The 16,616-nt window shown below is 64.3% G+C and carries 13 protein-coding genes; 3 read left to right on the top strand and 10 right to left on the bottom strand.

Annotation, left to right across the window (positions count from 1 at the left end; genetic code table 11):
- The coding region (locus H6B51_RS03065) for a DnaD domain protein (RefSeq protein ID WP_204882275.1) at positions 1-726 on the top strand (726 nt) is incomplete at its 5' end.
- A gap of 3 nt (positions 727-729) precedes the next feature.
- Positions 730-1,734: an ATP-binding protein gene (locus H6B51_RS03060; RefSeq protein WP_204882274.1), complete on the top strand. Its 1,005-nt coding sequence runs from the start codon at positions 730-732 to the stop codon at positions 1,732-1,734.
- Between the two features lie 266 nt (positions 1,735-2,000).
- On the opposite strand, the gene H6B51_RS18030 is transcribed toward H6B51_RS03060, so the two are convergent.
- The 3 genes from H6B51_RS18030 to H6B51_RS03045 all read right to left on the bottom strand — a co-directional run bounded on the left by H6B51_RS18030 (position 2,001) and on the right by H6B51_RS03045 (position 4,772).
- Complete coding sequence (locus H6B51_RS18030) at positions 2,001-2,831, bottom strand: epoxyqueuosine reductase (protein ID WP_335342095.1); 831 nt, start codon at positions 2,829-2,831, stop codon at positions 2,001-2,003.
- The gene (locus H6B51_RS03050; protein ID WP_204882272.1) at positions 2,815-4,341 is read right to left on the bottom strand and encodes a Mur ligase family protein; all 1,527 of its coding nucleotides are present in this window, start codon (positions 4,339-4,341) and stop codon (positions 2,815-2,817) included. The genes H6B51_RS18030 and H6B51_RS03050 overlap by 17 nt, the downstream gene beginning before the upstream one ends.
- 221 nt (positions 4,342-4,562) lie before the next feature.
- The gene (locus H6B51_RS03045; protein WP_204882271.1) at positions 4,563-4,772 is read right to left on the bottom strand and encodes a helix-turn-helix domain-containing protein; all 210 of its coding nucleotides are present in this window, start codon (positions 4,770-4,772) and stop codon (positions 4,563-4,565) included.
- Positions 4,773-4,859: 87 nt separating this feature from the next.
- On the opposite strand from H6B51_RS03045, the gene H6B51_RS03040 reads away from it, so the two are divergent.
- Positions 4,860-5,114: a DUF6809 family protein gene (locus H6B51_RS03040; protein WP_204882270.1), complete on the top strand. Its 255-nt coding sequence runs from the start codon at positions 4,860-4,862 to the stop codon at positions 5,112-5,114.
- 213 nt (positions 5,115-5,327) lie between these two features.
- On the opposite strand, the gene cuyB is transcribed toward H6B51_RS03040, so the two are convergent.
- The 7 genes from cuyB to H6B51_RS03005 all read right to left on the bottom strand — a co-directional run bounded on the left by cuyB (position 5,328) and on the right by H6B51_RS03005 (position 16,606).
- A complete protein-coding gene (cuyB, locus tag H6B51_RS03035) occupies positions 5,328-6,032 on the bottom strand; it encodes a cysteate racemase (RefSeq protein ID WP_204882269.1) in 705 nt (234 codons plus the stop codon).
- A 177-nt stretch (positions 6,033-6,209) separates the two neighbouring features.
- Positions 6,210-7,421 (bottom strand): carboxylate--amine ligase, encoded by a 1,212-nt coding sequence (locus H6B51_RS03030; protein ID WP_204882268.1) that lies wholly within the window; start codon positions 7,419-7,421, stop codon positions 6,210-6,212.
- Position 7,422: 1 nt separating this feature from the next.
- Positions 7,423-7,617 (bottom strand): hypothetical protein, encoded by a 195-nt coding sequence (locus H6B51_RS03025; RefSeq protein ID WP_204882267.1) that lies wholly within the window; start codon positions 7,615-7,617, stop codon positions 7,423-7,425.
- Positions 7,618-7,738: 121 nt separating this feature from the next.
- Complete coding sequence (locus H6B51_RS03020; RefSeq protein WP_204882266.1) at positions 7,739-9,976, bottom strand: RelA/SpoT family protein; 2,238 nt, start codon at positions 9,974-9,976, stop codon at positions 7,739-7,741.
- A 105-nt stretch (positions 9,977-10,081) separates the two neighbouring features.
- Positions 10,082-12,148 (bottom strand): single-stranded-DNA-specific exonuclease RecJ, encoded by a 2,067-nt coding sequence (gene recJ, locus H6B51_RS03015; protein ID WP_204882265.1) that lies wholly within the window; start codon positions 12,146-12,148, stop codon positions 10,082-10,084.
- Between the two features lie 411 nt (positions 12,149-12,559).
- Positions 12,560-14,863, bottom strand: a complete 2,304-nt coding sequence (locus H6B51_RS03010) for an S-layer homology domain-containing protein (RefSeq protein WP_204882264.1) — start codon at positions 14,861-14,863, stop codon at positions 12,560-12,562.
- Positions 14,864-15,004: 141 nt separating this feature from the next.
- On the bottom strand, positions 15,005-16,606 hold the full coding sequence (locus tag H6B51_RS03005; protein WP_204882263.1) for a peptide chain release factor 3: 1,602 nt from the start codon (positions 16,604-16,606) through the stop codon (positions 15,005-15,007).
- Positions 16,607-16,616 lie beyond the last annotated feature (10 nt).

Here is a 16,616-nt window from a genome sequence, read left to right as displayed (position 1 = left end):
GGCCCCCCGGACTACACCGCCGCCGACATCGCCCGGGAGATCGAGGCGGGCACCTCCACCTTCCCCGGTCTGGTGAACGAGGTCCAGCGGCGGCTGGGCAAGGTGCTGTCCACCGCCGATTTGAAGAGCCTGTACACCCTGTACGACTACCTGGCCCTCCCCGCCGAGGTGATCTGCCTGCTGGTGAGCTGGTGCGTGGAGGAATTTCAGCGGAAGTACGGGGAGGGGCGGATGCCCCGGATGAGCCAGGTGCTGAAGGAGGGCTACGTCTGGCAGCGGCTGGGGGTGGACACCGCCCAGGCCGCCGAGGCCCACCTGAAGCGGCAGAGCCTCTACCGCACCCGGGAGGGGGAGATCCTCAAGCTGCTGGGCCAGCGGCCCAGGCCCCTGGTGGAGAAGGAAAAGAAAAAGGTGGCCGCCTGGACCGACATGGGCTTTGCCGACGACGTGCTGCGGCTTGCCTATGAAAAGACAGTGTACAAGAAGCAGCGGATGGACTGGGATTACATGAACGGTATTTTGATGGGTTGGCACAAGAAGAACCTACATACCCTGGCAGAGATCGAGGCGGGGGACAAGCCCTCCCGTCCTGTGCAGAGCGCCGCCGGCGCAAAGCCCGCCATGCAGGACCATCCCGCCGCCCCCGGGGACGCCGACCGCCGGGTGCGGGAGGATCTGGAGCGGATGCGGGCCTTCCTGCGCCGGGAAAAGGAAGAGGAGGAATGAGCCATGGGATACGAGGCAATCGTCCTCCGCCGGGCCGCCAGGCGGCTGGAGGACCGGCGGAAGGAGCGGGCGGCCGCCCAGGCCCGCCGGGAGGCGGAGATCTACGCCCGGCTGCCCCGGGTGGCGGAGATCGACAGGGAGCTGAAAAAGACGGTATTTCAGATCATCGCCGCCTCCCTCCGGGAGGGGCGGGATCCCACCCCCTCCATCCAGGTCATCAAGGACCGCAACCTGTCCCTCCAGGCCGAGCGCACCCGGCTGCTGCTGGACAACGGGTACGGGGCGGACGCCTTGGACGGCCAGCCCGTCTGCCCCCACTGCAACGACACCGGCTGGGTGGGGGCCCGGATGTGTACCTGCCTGAAGCAGCTGTGCGCCCAGGAGCAGATCCGCGAGCTGTCCAAGCTGCTGGACCTGGGGGAGCAGTCCTTTGAGACCTTCTCCATGGACTACTACTCCGACCAGCCCTGGCCGGGGGAGGCGCTGTCCCCCAGGGAGAACATGGAGTTCATCTTCGACATGTGCTCCAACTACGCCCGGAAGTTCGGCCGGTTCAAGGTGCGCAACCTGTTCCTCTCCGGCCCGCCGGGGCTGGGCAAGACCTTCCTGTCGGCCTGCATCGCCCGGTCCGTGTCGGAGAAGGGCTTTTCGGTGGTGTACGACACGGCGGTGAACATCTTTGCCCGGTTCGAGGAGCAGAAATTCGCCCGGGACCGGCAGGACGTGGAGGAGGCCAGGGACGAGACCAAGCGGTACCTGGGCTGCGATCTGCTGATTTTGGACGACCTGGGCAGTGAGCTCACCACCCCCTTCGTCCAGTCCGCCCTGTACACCCTGGTCAACGCCCGGCTCATGGCCAACCAGCAGACAGTGATTTCCTCCAACCTGTCCATGGAGCAGGTGCGCCAGCGGTACACCCCCCAGATCGCCTCCCGGCTGGAGGGGGAATACCGGGTGCTCCCCTTCTACGGGGAGGATATCCGCCTCCAGCGGAAAAAAGATTTGTAACCCGGGCCGCTGCGGATGGTGTGAACGGACCTTCCCCCCACAAATGACAGATTTCCATTTTATTCTGTCGCCTGCGGGCGACAGAACTCTGCGAGGCTCCCTGTACGGGAGGTTTTTCGACAAGCTGACCTTCCCCCCATAGGGGGGAAGGTGCCCCGAAGGGGCGGATGAGGGGGCGTGCCGGTAGAAACACGCCGCCGGACGCTGCGCCGCCCGCCCACAAATATACAGCCGCCGCGGAAGCATATTCTGCGGCGGCTGTTTTATCATGCCTCTTTCCACTCCAGGTTCCGCCGGAGGGGGGCGGGCCCCCGCCAGGTGAAGGCCCGGCCGGCGTATTTTTCCCGGAACTGCCGGTTGGTGAGCCCCGCCAGATCGGCCCCGGTGAGGCCCTCCACCAGCCCCTCCCGAAACTCGGCCAGGGGGGTGAGAGCCGGGTGGGCGTTGTAGGGGCACACCCGCTGGCAGGTATCGCACCCCCACACCAGGGGGTGGGCCTTTACCAGAGCCTCCTGTTCCGCCGACAGCATCCCCTTCCGCTGGGTCAGCTCGGACAGGCAGCGGTCCAGGTCCACACCTCCTGTCCCCAGAGCCCCACCTGGACAGGCCGCCAGGCACCTGCCGCAGCCCACGCAGTCCGGCGACGAACTCCGCCGGGGGAGCTCCAGTACCGCGTCGGTAAGGATGGTACCCAGGAACACATAGGACCCGTAGGGCGGCACGATCACCAATCCGTTTTTCCCCCGCAGGCCCATGCCACAGCGCCAGGCCGCCTGCCGCTCGGGCAGGGGGGAATTGTCGGCGGCGGGCAAAAAACGGCTATTTTCGTATTTTTCTCGCAATAAATTACATATAGTATTCATTTTTTCGGGGACCACCAGATGATAATCCCGCCCCCGGGCGTAGAGGGACAGGTTGCCCACCCCCTCCCCGGCGTAGTAGGGAAAGGCGGCCACCAGCACCGTCTGTGGGTGGGGGCACAGTTCCTCCGCCTTTCCGATGGCCTCCGCCGTCATATCCTCCGCCAATTCCGAAAAAGGCAAGCCGCCCCAGGCAGCGGCGCCTGCGGCGGCAAAGGCCTTATCCAGCGTGGTCACGGTCATACTTGTCCAGGGCGTGCTGGGCCAACACCCCGTCGGGGATACAGGGCTCCGGACCGTTTTTCCGCTTCTGGGCGGTCTCACAGCCCTTCCCCGCCAGCAGCACCACCGCGGGCCGCTCCGCCTCCAGGATGGCGGTCTCCACCGCCCGCTCCCGGTCGGGAATGACGGTATACTCCTTGTTCCATTTCTTCAAAAACACCCCGATATCGGCGCAGATGGCCTCCACCTCCTCGGGGCCGGGGTCGTCCTCAGTGAGGATGATCCGGTGGGCAAATTCCCCGGCGGCGTTGCCCATACCCTCCCGGCGGTCGATGCCCTTGCCCCCGGTGCAGCCAAAGAGCACCGTCAGCTGCCGGTCCGGATATTCCGCCCGGACCGACCGCAGGGCGTTTTGCAAGCTCATGCCGTTGTGGGAGTAGTCCACGATCACCGAGATCTGGCCGTCGGCGCTGGCGTAGTGCTCCATCCGGCCGGGGACAAAGGCCCGCACCAGCCCCTCTTTCACCGCCTCAAAGGGAATGTCATAGGCCTCGGCCACGGCGGCGGCAGCCAGGGCGTTGTCCACATTGAACAGGCCGGGGGTGGAGATGGCCAGCTCCCCCTCGTACCGGGGGGTGCGGATGTGGAAGGCGATCTTGTCCCCCTCCTTCCGTACATTGGCGCCATATACCGTGGCGGCGGGGTCCTTCTGGGAGAAGGTGAGCACCCGCTGGCACTTGGCGGCGGCGGCAGCCACCTCGTCGGCGTGGTCGCAGTCCAGGTTGATACAGGCGGTTTTCGCCTGCCGGAAAATGAGCAGCTTGGATTGGAGATAGTCCTCCAGATCAGGGTGCTCAATGGGGGAAATGTGGTCCTCCCCGATGTTGAGGAACACAGCGCACTCCAGGTCCACCCCGATGACCCGGCCGTATTTCAGGGCCTGGGAGGACACCTCCATGGTGAGCCAGTCCGCCCCGGCCTGTACCGCGTTGGACAGGTGGCGCTGGAGGTCCAGAGGCTCCGGGGTGGTGAGCTTGGCGGGCTTGCGCTCCAGGCCGTCGTCGGTGACGATGGTGGACAGCAGGGCGCTCTCCCGGTGGTTCTGCCCGGCCAGCCAGGCGTCCAGGATGGATTTGATATAGTAGGCGGTGGTGGTCTTGCCCTTGGTGCCGGTGAGACCGGTGATGTGAAGCTGCCCCGAGGGGTGGCCGTAGGCCAGGTCGGCCAGCAGGCCCATGGCCTGACGGATGTCGGTGACCTCCAGGCAGGGCAGGGGCACATCGGGATAGACTTTTTCACTCACATACACGAAGGCTCCGCTGTCCATGGCCTGATGGAGATAGTCCTCCTTGAATTTGGCCCCCTTGCACACAAAGAGGGTGCGGGGGATCACCACCTGGGAGTCGCAGGACACCAGGGCCACCGGGGCGGTCAGGTCCACAGGAAGGGGCCTGTTGTCCGCCAGCAGATCGTGGCGCAGCAACAGCTGCACATAGTCGCCCAGGGGGCGGCGGTTGTCGGTCATGTTCATTCACCACCATGGTAAATTCAGAGTGAAGAGTGGGGAGTGGAGATGGCTCATATCGGGGCCAGTTCCTATCGGTGCGCCCCCTCATCCGCCCCTTCGGGGCACCTTCCCCCCTGTGAGGGGAAGGTCTGTTCGCGCCATCCGCAGCGGGGCGATCACCGCAACGGCGTATTTTCCAACCCATTCGTAGGGGCGGATATCAGCCGCCCGGCGGCCCGTCATCGCTGGTCGGTACGGCCCAGCAGATAGTCGGCGCTGACCCCGAAAAAATCCGCCAAAACGGTCAGGGTTGAAGCGGAGGGTTCCCGCTCCCCGGACTCATATCGCCGGTATGAACGATACCCTATGCCGGTCTGTTCTGCAATTTGTTCCTGATTCAGCCCACGCTCCTTCCGTAGAAGGAGGATGCGCTCCGACAAAATAGACATCTTCTCTCTCCATCCTCTTGACAGGCCCATTTGGGCCAGTTATAATTTATAGGACCAAATGGGACAATGTCAACAGGGGGTATTCCTATGAATGACTTGCTGCGGGTGATCTATGCGCATCTTTTAGACCATTTGAATCTGTCCGACCCGGAATACAGGGAAAATATGCGGTGCGCCGCCCTGCAATATGACAAGCTGCTCCAGACCCTGACCCCGGAGCAGGCGGCCCATCTGCGGGATTACCGGGATATGTCCGCCACGGCGGGGGCCCTGGAACAGGAGGCCCTGTTTCTGGCCGCCTTCCGGGCGGGGCTGCGTTTGGGGACGGCGGGCGATTGGTGATCGCCCCTACGGAAAACCCGCCACCGGCCCGGCGGGACGGTCACCCCGACAGCGGGCGGGTCTGGGACCCGCCCCTACGACACATTTTCCAATAGGTGCGTAAGGGGCGGATATCAGCCGCCCGGCGGAACGATTACCGCAATCCGGTGCGTAGGGGCCGATGTCCTCATCGGCCCGACGGGGCACCTTCCCCCCTGTGGGGGGAAGGTCTGTTCACACCAGGCGCAGCTTATAGCCGCAGGCGGTGATGCACCGCCGGGCCAGCACGTCCATGGCGTCCAGGTAGTAGTCAGGCAGGCCGTGGTAGGTGCGGTAGACGGACAGCTCGGTACAGCCCAGAATGGCGCTGTCGCAGCCGGTCTCCCGGAGCCACCGGTCTATGAGGGTAAATTTCTCCCGGGAGCCCTTTTCCCCCCGCTTGATCTCGTCGTAAATGATGCTCATGACCAGCTTCTGGATCTCCGCCGGGGGGGCCACCCCCAGCAGGTTCCGGGCGGCGCACTCCCGCTGGTACACGCCGGTCCGGACGGTACCGTCGGTGGCCAGGATGCCCACCTTCCGCTTTCCCGCCGCCGCCAGCTCCCCCACGGTCTCCCGGGGCATATGGATCAGGGGGATGGAGATCTCTCCCTGGAGCCGGTCGGCAAAGTAGTGGGAGGTGTTGCAGGGGATGGCCAGCACAGTACAGCCGCCTCCCTCCAGCAGCCGGGCCCCCGCCAGCAGCCGCTGGTAGCAGCCCTCCGTGTCTCCGCCCAGGATGGCGGCGGTGCGGTCGGGCATGGAGGTGTCGCTCCAGATCAGGGTGGGCAGGTGCTCTTGGTCGCAGGCGGCGTCGGTCTTGTCCAAAATACGCTGATAAAAATCCTGGGTTGCCTGGGGGCCCATGCCGCCCAAAATACCAAGTCGTTGCTCAGGCATATCAGTACCTCCCGCCATATCCCGGCCTGGGGCCCCTACAAGCGTTTTGGCCCCAGGCCAAAACCTTGATGCCGGGGCAATTCACTTGCCCCGCGCAGATCAAATCATCGGGGTCCCCGCACGGCGCAAGCCGGGTGGGGCGGCCCATGCCGCCCAGAATGCCAAGGCGTTGTTCCATTATCTCACCTTTTCCATACAAGAGGCGTACCAGCCCGCGTAGCTGTGCTGGATCTTTCGGATCCGCAGGGAGCGGGTGAGGCCGTTGTCCGGCTTGTAGAACAGGGGGTTGACCACGGCGTTGGCCCGTACCAGGGCCTGCATCTCCTGATGGTACTGGGGGTTGACGTAGTCATAGGCCACCTTGGGAGGGATGACCCACCACAGGTGGCGGTTTTTTGTGATGGTCAGCTCACAGGGTTTGCCCAGCACCACGTCCTCCACCAGGTATTTGGCCAGGTTGTACCCGGCGCCGGTGACGTAGTAGTTGGACCGGCCCTGGCGGCAGTTGATCTCAAAGGCCTTGCACTTGCCGTCCCGCTGGTCGTACTTGATGTCAAAGTTGGAAAATCCGGTAAAATGGATGGACTCCAGGAAGTATTTCAGCTTCTCGCACAGCTCGGGCTCGGGCTCGGTGATGATGACGGCGTGGTTGCCGATGGCGTGGGAGGTATGCTCCTCCAGCAGCACGTGGCCCACGCACATGAGGCGCACCTTCCCGTCGGCCCCGGAGTAGTTGGTCACCACCCGCATGAAGCTGTCATCCCCGGGGATGAAGTCCTGGATGATGAGGGAGTCCTCATACCCGGCGTTGTAGATGTCGTCAATGACCTGGTCCACCTCGGCCCGGGTCTGGAGGACGTAGGCCTTCTTCTGGGTGGGGAAGCGGTGCTTCCAGTAGGTGTCCGACTCGGCGGGCTTCACCACGAAGGGGCCGTCAAAGGGCAGGGTAAAGCCGTGGCCCTCCCCCTTGTGGTAGACGTAGGTGGCCGGATGATCGATGCCGTACTGGTCACACAGCTCGTAAAACTTTTCCTTGTGGATCAGGGTCTCCAGCATGGACAGCTCCACATAGGGGGCGATGACGTTCTCCGGGTAGTTGGGCAGGTTGGCGGAGATGGCGTTAAGGTAGTTGTCCCCACAGCCCAGCACCAGGATCTTCTTATCGGGGTGCTCCCTGGCCACCTCGGTGACGTGCTCCAGCACCTTGTCCACCCGGTCGTTGTTCTCCCGCACCCGGTAGTCGATGATCTTGCTGCCGGCGCACACGCTGGAGTGGTACATGCCGTACACCACCGAGTGGACGCCATAGGCCTCGTGAAAGGCCCGGGCCATGCTGTAGGCGTTGATGTCCGCGCCCAGCAGCACGGGCACAAATGCAGTTGCAGCCATTCTAAAATGCCTCCTGAAAGGTGATTTCATACCATTGCTCGCCCAGGGGGATCACCCGGGCGGCGTAATGCCCCGCGATATAGGCCGCCTGGCCCTCGGTGAGCCGCAGCTCCCGCCGGAGCAGCTCTTCCCGCCAAAAGCACCGGGAGATCAGCTCCTCCATGCCGGGGTCGGGGGCGGTATCGTAATTGGTCATATCTCTCTCCTTCTGGGCGGCCCCAGGCCGCCGGAAACGGGGCGGGCGATCAAAGGTCGCCCCTACGGAAGTGCAGCCAGCCGGTGCGTAGGGGCCGGACACCTGGCCGGCCCCATGGTGCTCAGCCCGCGGTCCGCTTGACCTCGTAGACCCCCTGGATCTGGCTGAGCTTGTTGATGACGGCCACCAGCTCGCTCTGGTCCTTCACCTCCAGCACGATGTGGATGGCGGCGTAGCCGTCGGGGAGGGACCGGGCGGACAGGTTGGTGGTCTTGGCCTTCATGGCGGACAGGGCCATGGCCACGTCCAGGGTGAGGCCGTCCCGGTCCTTGGCGGACATATCCAGGGAGGTGCGGTAGGAGGCCAGCTCGCCGGTGGCCCAGGATACGGGGATCCACCGGCCCGCCTCCTCGGGCTTGCGCTTTTCCGGGGCGGCGTTGGGACAGTCCGCCCGGTGGACGGAGACGCCAAAGCCCCGGGTGATGAAGCCCACCACCGGGTCCCCGGGCACCGGGGTGCAGCACCGGGCGAACTTCACCAGGCAGTTGTCGATGCCCTCCACCACGATGCCGGACTGGTCGTGCTTGCCCACCTTCACGGGTACCGGCGACATGGCGGCGTTGGCGGGGTAGATGGGCTGGTCCTGCTGGGCCGCCTTTTCAGCGGCCGCGGCGGCGGTCTGGCCGGCCTGGCGGTTGAGACGGGTCATCTCGTCCTTCACCCGCACCACCGCCTTCTGGGCGGACATGCCGCCGTAGCCGATGGCGGCATACAGCTCGTCCATGGTGCCGAAGCGCACCTTTTTCAGAATAAAGGGCCGCACATCCTCAGCGGTGATGGCGGCCAGGGACAGGCCGGAGTGCTTGAGCTCCGATTCAAAGGAGGCCCGGCCGGTGACGATATTCTCCTCCCGGCGCTCCCGCTTGAACCACTGGCGGATCTTGTTGCGGGCCTCGTTGGATTTGCAGATCTTCATCCAGTCCCGGCTGGGTCCGTGGGCCGACTTGGAGGTGATGACCTCCACGATGTCCCCGTTCTTCAGCTGAGTGTCAAAGGTGACCATGCGGCCGTTGATCTTGGCCCCGGTCATATGATTGCCCACGGCGGAGTGAATGTTGTAGGCAAAGTCGATGGGGGTTGCCCCGGCGGGCAGGTTGATCACGTCCCCCCGGGGGGTAAAGACGAACACCTCGTCGGAGAACAAATCCACCCGCATGGTACGGACGAACTCCTCGGCGTCCACGTCCTGCTGGCTCTCCAGCAGCTTGCGTACCCACTCGAAGGCGGACTCGGTGCCCAGCTTGGCGTTGGCCATGCCCTGCTTGTACTTCCAGTGGGCGGCAATGCCGTATTCGGCGGTGTGGTGCATCTCCCGGGTACGGATCTGCACCTCAAAGGGGATGCCGTTGCGGCCAATGACGGTGGTGTGGAGGGACTGGTAGCCGTTGGGCTTGGGGGTGCCGATATAGTCCTTGAAGCGGCCCAGCACCGGGTTGAACAAATCGTGGATCACGCCCAGCACATTATAGCACTCGGGGATATCCTCCACAATGACCCGGAAGGCGTAGAGATCAAAGATCTCGTCCATGGTCTTGTTCTGAGTGTACATCTTCCGGTAGATGGAGTAGACGTGCTTTACCCGGCCGTAGATGGTGCAGTGGATGCCCTCGGCGTCCAACCGTTCCTGGATCTGCCGCTGGATGGTGGCCAGGAACTCCTCATGGGCGGCGGAGCGGGCGGCCAGCTCGTCGGAGATCTCCTTGTATCCCACCGGGTCCAGATAGCGCAGGGAGGTGTCCTCCAGCTCCCACTTGATGCGCTGCATGCCCAGGCGGTGAGCGATGGGGGCGTAGATCTCCATGGTCTCCAGCGCCTTTTCCTTCTGCTTCCGGGGGGACTGGTACTCCATGGTGCGCATGTTATGGAGCCGGTCGCACACCTTGATGAGGATCACCCGGATGTCCTTGGCCATGGCCATGAGCATTTTGCGCAGATTCTCCATCTGCTCCTCTTCCTTGGAGGTATACTGCACCCGGGTCAGCTTGGTGACCCCCTCCACCAGGTCGGCCACCGGAGCGCCGAATTGCTTGGCGATCTCCTCATGGGTGACCCCGGTATCCTCGATGCAGTCGTGAAGAAGGGCGGCAATGATGGAGTCGGTGTCCAGCTCCAGCTCGGCCACGATCTCGGCCACCGCCAGGGGATGGGTGATATAGGGGGAACCGTCCTTCCGCAGCTGCCCGGAATGGGCGTTGTCGGCGAAGGTGAAGGCGTTGTACAGCCGCTGGGTGTCCAGGGCAGGGTTATATGCTTTGATCCGTTCCTCAAGAGCCTGATAACGCTCCAGGATGGGGTCCATACAGGGCACCTCCTGTCCAAAATAAAGATAAGGTCCGACGGGCGGCTGACAGCCGCCCCCGCGCGGGGCCTTTAGGGGGGGTGATCCATCGCCCCTGCCGCCATATTATCCGCGCATGCCCCGGAGCCGGCGGAGGATCCAGGAGTCCTCCAGATCCACCTTGCCCTCTACCCGCCGCAAGGCAATATGGAGGTGGTCGGTGGTGTGCTTGAGCTGGATGAGTCCCCGCTCGTCGAACACCGCCAGACACACCAGGGTGCGCATGACGGTCTCCCGCCGGCCGGCGGACCGGGCAATGTTCCGGGCCAGCCGGGGGGCGGTCTCCTCCAGAGGGAACTGTCCGGCGTGGCCCTGGAGGTAGCGCCACAGCACCACGAACTCCTCCCGGGTGGGCAGCAGGGCGGCGGCTTCCCCGGGGGTCAGGGGCTCTCCCCGGCGGAATTTCTCAAACAGGGCCCGTTCAGCCTGGGCCCGGGTGAGGGCGGGGCGCAGGTCGCACACTTGCAGCTGCACCGAGCGCCAGCCCCGATATTCGTTGATCTGAGGGGTAAAGGCCACGTCCACCCGCTCCCCCTGGGCCACCCTCGCCTCGGCGGCGGTGGTGGAAAAGAAAATGGCGTCAAAGGACCGGCCGGCGGCTGTCAGCTTCAGCTTCAGGTGCTTGCCGCCCCCCACCTCGCTGAGGGCGGACACCAGACAGCCTGGCAGGGTGAACACCGGCTTGGGGTTGCCGGAGCCAAAGGGTTCCAGCAGATCCAGGCCCTCCACCCCCTCCAGGGTGAGCACCCCCGGGTCCTCCAGCTGGCAGTCCACCTCCAGAGTGGACACCATCTCCGCTCCGCCGGTGAAGGCGCGGACATAGTCGTTCATGGCTTTGGTAAAGGCGGGAATGTTCTCCTCCCGTATGGTAAAGCCTGCCGCCAGGGCATGGCCCCCAAAGCCCTCCAGCAGGGGGGCGCAGTGCTCCAGCGCGGCGAAAAGATTAAAACCGGCAAAGGAGCGGCAGGAGCCCTTGCCCTTGCCATCCTGCAAACAGATCATGAAGGCGGGGCAAAAGTATTTTTCCGCCAGCCGGGAGGCCACGATACCCACCACTCCCTGGTGCCAGTGGTCCCCCGCCAGCACCAGCGCCTGCCGCTCCTCCGGGGGCGTGGCGTCCGCCAGGGCGTGGCACTCGGCCAGGATCTGGGCCTCGATGACCTGCCGCTCCCGGTTGAGCTGGCACAGCTGGGCGGCCAGCTCCTCTCCCCGGACGGGGTCCTGGGTGAGCAGCAGCTCGGCGGCCAGGGAAGCCCGGCCCATCCGGCCCGAGGCGTTGAGCCGGGGGGCCAGCACATAGCCCACCGAGATGGAGGTCACTGGCTTTTCCTCCAGCCCCGCCTGGCTGAGCAAGGCCTTCAGGCCAGGCCGGGCGGTATGCCGCAGCCGCTCCAGCCCCAACCCCACGATGGCCCGGTTCTCCCCCGTGAGGCGCATCACATCGGCCACGGTACCCACGGCGGTCAGGTCGCCGTACCGCTCCAGCAGCTCTCCCTCCCGATCCGGCCCCGCCAGGGCCAGAGCCAGCTTGAGGGCCACCCCTACTCCCGCCAGGGACTTGAAGGGGTAGGGGCAGTCAGGCCGGTGGGGGTCCACTACCGCCAGTGCCTCAGGCAACTGCTCCTTACATTCGTGGTGGTCGGTAATGATGAGGTCCATTCCCACCGCCCGGGCATGGCGGGCCTCCTCCAGGGCGGTGATGCCGCAGTCCACCGTCACCACCAGGGACACCCCGGCCTCATGGAGCGCGTCCAGGGCGTCGGTGTTCAGGCCATAGCCCTCCTCCAGCCGGTCGGGGATATAGGGCACCGCCCTTCCCCCTTCCCGCCGGATAAACTCCGTGAGCAGGCAGGTGGCGGTGATGCCGTCCACGTCGTAGTCTCCGTAGACCGCCACGGTCTCCCCTCGCTCCAGGGCCAGGGTCAGCCGGGCGGCGGCCTTGTCCATGTCCTTCATGCGGAAGGGGTCGTGGAGGCCCTCCTGCCCGCTGTTCAGAAAGGCAAAGGCCTTCTCCGGGGTATCCAGCCCCCGGGCGCACAGGGTGAGGGCCGCCAGCGGGGGCAGGCCGGCCGCCTCCAGGGCGGCGGCTTTGGCGGGGTCCCAGGCCGCCTGCTTCCACTGATGATATTTCACTGGCGGTCCCTCCCCCCATTAAAATTACCCTTAATTATAACAAATGCTCCACCCTGTGACAAGGGGTTGGAATGAAAGCGGCCAACAAAGAACGGCGGCACGCGGGCGATAACGGTCCGCCGGACAAGCACACCCCATTTCGTAGGGGCGGGTCCCAGACCCGCCCGGCGGTACGTAGGCGGCAAACGGTCCGCCGGACAAACACACCCCCGTTTCGTAGGGGCGACCTGTGGTCGCCCGGCGTTCCGTCCCCCGCCCCGTCACGGCGGCCGCCATGTATGGCGGCCCTACGGACAAGGACCGACGGCGTAGGGGCGGATGCCCACATCCGCCCGGCCCGGTTTCCACCCGGCGCCCCGGCAAAAAGGAGGGCCTGCTGCCGCGGCAGCAGGCCCCCTCCTCAGGGCTTACTTACAGTCTCACCACCAGAGTGGCCACGAACTGGGTATTGGAATAGCTGCCGTAAAGCTGCACGCTGTCGCCCAGCTTGAGCTGACCCATAGTCAGGGTGGCTCCGGCCACGGTGACGATATGGGCGCCGGACAGATCAGCCACCAGGGGGTCGCCGCTGCTCAGCTTGAGCAGCAGGGTCATTTTATCGGTGTTGACCTCCAGGACCGTGGCCTGGAAAGTACCGGCAGTGCTGGCGGACTGGGCCTGGACGGAGAGCACCTCATCCCCGCTGACCACCAGGGCCACCTGATCCCCCAGCCGCAGGGCGCTGGCGGTGGTGGTCACCCCGTCCCGGGTGACCGTGGCGGTAACGGGCACCCGGTAGGTACGGGTCTCTCCCACGCTGTCGGCCACGTCGATGGTCACCCCGGAGCTGTCCTGGACCACCCTCTGGATGGTGCCCGAGGCATTGGCCTTCTGGGCGGTGAACTCCAGGGTAGTCACCTTATTATATCGCACCGTCACCGTGACGCTGTCCCCCACCCGGATCTGCTCCAGGGTGCCGGTCTTGCCGTCCCGGAGAATGGCGGGCAGGTCGCTCATATCCAGCGGGAAGCTGATCAGCTCCCCGTCGGCGGTGCGCACCTCCAGCACGGAGGTAAGATCATACGTCATGGATGCCACAGTGCCCCGGGTGACCACTGAGGCGGGGTAGGCGTCAATGAGCACCACCCGGTTGCCCACCAGCTGGACAGTGGCAAAGCTGCCGCTGGCCAGCTGCTGGAGGGTAATGTCCAAGCCGTTGTACTTCACTGACAGGTTGTTTCCCCCCAGCTCATAGCTGGCGGTAGCTCCGGTGCTCAGGCTGGTGAGGGACAGGTAGGTGGGGTCGGAGCCGTAGACGCTGGCCACCGAACCCTGGAGATAGTCGGACACTGTCTCCACCGCCAGGGCGCTGAGCTTGTTGCCCCCGTCATTTTCCACCGTCAGGCGGACGTATTCCCCCACATAGGCAGTGCTTACGACTCCCTCCGTACCATTCACCGTCACCTTGGCGCCGGTAGGCAGCAGGTAGCGGGAGGCGGCGCCGTTAAAGGCGGTGACCACCAGGCTGTATCCCCCGCTGGTAGTCTCCAGGCTGGTCAGGATGCCAGCAGTCTCCCGGGTCCCTCCGGACAGCTTCAGCTCCGCCAGGTGGCCCATACCGTCCACCCAGCACTGGGCGTCGGTATAGCCTCCCAGGGGGTCAATGAGGACCTGGCCTCCCACCCGCTCTCCCACCTGGATCTTGGTGAAGCGGTCGATGGGCAGGGTCATGGTGGCTCCGTCCACCAGAAGGGTCAGGCTGTTCTGTGCAATGGAGGTCACCGTGCCGGTAATGGACTTCAGGGCGCCCCCCAGCCGCACCGAGTGGAGGGTGCCGTCGCTGTTGGTGTTCACCCGGATGTACTGTCCCTGCTTCAGGGACACGGGGGTGGTACGCATATTGTTCTCATAGATGGGGGTCTCGGTGGTGATGGTCACCGTGGCGCTGCCGGTGAGATTTCCGGTGTAGGACACGGAATAGCTGCCGCTTCCGGTGCTGGTGACGCTCTGGATCACCCCGCCGGACCAGCTGTAGCTGGTGTAGTCGGGCAGCTCGGCGGAGATGCCCTGCCGGTCCATAAAGTCAATGGCCCGCCGGAGCATGGTAGCCATCTCAGCCCGGGTCAGCTCCCCCTGGGGCATGAATTGATTGGATTCGTTACCCTTGACCACCCCGTAGGTGCTCAGCAGATAGACATAGGGCTGCAAGGTCTTGGTGATGGCGGGCACGTCGGCAAAGTTCATGGGATAGCTGGTCAGGCTGTTGGCCAGAGGGGCCAGCTGCATGGCCCGCACCAGATACATGGCCAGGCTCTCCCGGCTGATGGATTTCAGCAGGGCCCCCGATTCACACATGGACTCCAGCTCATAGGGGGTGATGATGCCGGTCTCCAGGCATACGGCCATCTCCTCCGCCGCCCAGCTGTACACCGACTCGGGCAGGGTCTGGCCCAGGTATTCCGCCTGGCTGGCGGCGATCTTGGCCTTGTCGGCGGCGGACACGCCGGTGGCCCGGGAGCAGAACAGCAGGGCCTCACAGGCGGTCATCTTCCGGTCGGGAGAAAAGGTGGTGTTGCTGGTGCCCTTGACGATGCCCAGTCCGGCCAGGTACTCCACATCCTCCCTGGCCCAGTGGCCGGTCATGTCGGTGAAGCTCACCGCCCCCGCCGGCGCCACCAGCAGGGACAGGGTGAGGACCAGGGCCAGGCAAAGGGCGGCCAATCGCTTCGCTCTCATAGGTGTTCCCTCCATCCGCTGTTATAGGTTTCCATAAGTCCCTTCCATTATAGCGGTTTCCAACCTGAAATGCAACCTAAACCGCTTGCATAGCAAAAGAGCCCGCCGCGCTCAAGCGCGGCGGGCTTTGGAATAATTTCGTCAGAACTTGGTGCCCCCGAATTCATGGAAGGTGAGGTTTTTGTTGCGCTCCTCCGTCCAGTTGATGGCCCACTGGGAGCCAAAGAGGAGCAGCTGGTTGCCCTTGTAGTCCTCCACCAGCTTGGTGTCGGTGCCCAGGTTCAGGTCCTCCTCCTTCACCGGCTGGCCGTCCTCGGTGTCGATCCACCGCAGGTACTCGTAGGGCAGACCCTCCATGTAGAGGTCCACGTTGTACTCGTTTTTCAGCCGGTACTCCAGCACATCGAACTGAAGGGTGCCCACCACGCCTACAATGACCTCCTCCATGCCGGAGTAGGGGGTCTTGAAGATCTGGATGGCGCCCTCCTGGGCGATCTGCTCCATGCCCTTCAAAAACTGCTTGCGCTTCATGGTGTCCAGAGAGCGCACCCGCTTGAAGTGCTCGGGAGCAAAGGTGGGAATGGGGTCGAATTTGAATTTCTTGGCGGCGGTGCACAGGGTATCGCCAATGGAGAAGATGCCCGGATCGAACACGCCGATGATGTCCCCGGCGTAGGCCTCCTCAATGATCTCCCGCTCGGCGGCCATAAGCTGCTGAGGCCGGGACAGACGGAGCTTCTTGCCCCCCTGGACGTGGTAGACCTCCTTGTCCGCCTCGAATTTGCCCGAGACGATACGCATGAAGGCGATCCGGTCCCGGTGGGCCTTGTTCATGTTGGCCTGGATCTTGAACACGAAGGCGGAGAAGCTGTCGTCCATGGAGTCAATGACCTCGTCTCCCGCCTTCCGGGGCAGGGGGGCTGTGGTCATCTGCAAAAAGTGCTCCAGGAAGGGCTCCACGCCGAAGTTGGTGAGGGCGGAACCGAAGAACACGGGGGAGAGCTTTCCGTGGCGCACCCGGTCCAGGTCAAACTCGGCGGCTGCCCCGTCCAGCAGCTCGATCTCATCGGTGAGCTGCTGATGGAGACGGCTGCCGATGAGGTCGTCCAGGTTGGGGTCCCCCAGCTCCACCTCGGTGGCGGTGGCCGTCCTGGCTCCTCCGTTGGAGGTGAAGTGGATGATCTTCCGGCTTCCCCGGTCGTACACCCCCTTGAACTCCTTGCCGCAGCCGATGGGCCAGTTCACCGGGTAGGTCTCGATGCCCAGCTCGTGCTCCAGCTCCTCCAGCAGCTCGAAGGAGTCCCGGGCCTCCCGGTCCATCTTGTTGATAAAAGTGAAAATGGGGATGTCCCGCATGGCGCACACCTTGAACAGCTTCCGGGTCTGGGCCTCCACGCCCTTGGCCCCGTCGATGACCATGACGGCGGAGTCGGCCGCCATCAGGGTGCGGTAGGTGTCCTCGGAGAAGTCCTGGTGGCCGGGGGTGTCCAGAATGTTGATGCAGTAGCCCTCGTACTGGAACTGCATAACCGAGGAGGTAACGGAAATGCCGCGCTGCTTCTCGATCTCCATCCAGTCGGAGGTGGCCGCCCGGGTGTTCTTCTTCCCCTTGACCTGCCCGGCCTGGGCAATGGCTCCGCCGTAGAGCAGGAATTTTTCCGTCAGCGTGGTCTTGCCGGCGTCAGGGTGGCTGATGATGGCAAAGGTGCGCCGGCGGTTTATTTCAGCTTCATATTGTGACAAGGTATTGTCC

This window comes from Pseudoflavonifractor phocaeensis, from assembly GCF_016901955.1.
GTDB classification, from domain to species: domain Bacteria; phylum Bacillota; class Clostridia; order Oscillospirales; family Oscillospiraceae; genus Flavonifractor; species Flavonifractor phocaeensis_A.
This window is presented reverse-complemented; position numbering and strand designations above follow the sequence as displayed.

Excerpts from the sequence above, each read along its gene's own strand:
- H6B51_RS03060 (WP_204882274.1), top strand. The coding sequence starts at position 730 with ATGGGATACGAGGCAATCGTCCTCCGCCGGGCCGCCAGGCGGCTGGAG.
- H6B51_RS03050 (WP_204882272.1), bottom strand. The coding sequence starts at position 4,341 with ATGACCGACAACCGCCGCCCCCTGGGCGACTATGTGCAGCTGTTGCTG.
- H6B51_RS03045 (WP_204882271.1), bottom strand. The coding sequence starts at position 4,772 with ATGTCTATTTTGTCGGAGCGCATCCTCCTTCTACGGAAGGAGCGTGGG.
- H6B51_RS03040 (WP_204882270.1), top strand. The coding sequence starts at position 4,860 with ATGAATGACTTGCTGCGGGTGATCTATGCGCATCTTTTAGACCATTTG.
- cuyB (WP_204882269.1), bottom strand. The coding sequence starts at position 6,032 with ATGCCTGAGCAACGACTTGGTATTTTGGGCGGCATGGGCCCCCAGGCA.
- H6B51_RS03030 (WP_204882268.1), bottom strand. The coding sequence starts at position 7,421 with ATGGCTGCAACTGCATTTGTGCCCGTGCTGCTGGGCGCGGACATCAAC.
- H6B51_RS03025 (WP_204882267.1), bottom strand. The coding sequence starts at position 7,617 with ATGACCAATTACGATACCGCCCCCGACCCCGGCATGGAGGAGCTGATC.
- H6B51_RS03020 (WP_204882266.1), bottom strand. The coding sequence starts at position 9,976 with ATGGACCCCATCCTGGAGCGTTATCAGGCTCTTGAGGAACGGATCAAA.
- H6B51_RS03010 (WP_204882264.1), bottom strand. The coding sequence starts at position 14,863 with ATGAGAGCGAAGCGATTGGCCGCCCTTTGCCTGGCCCTGGTCCTCACC.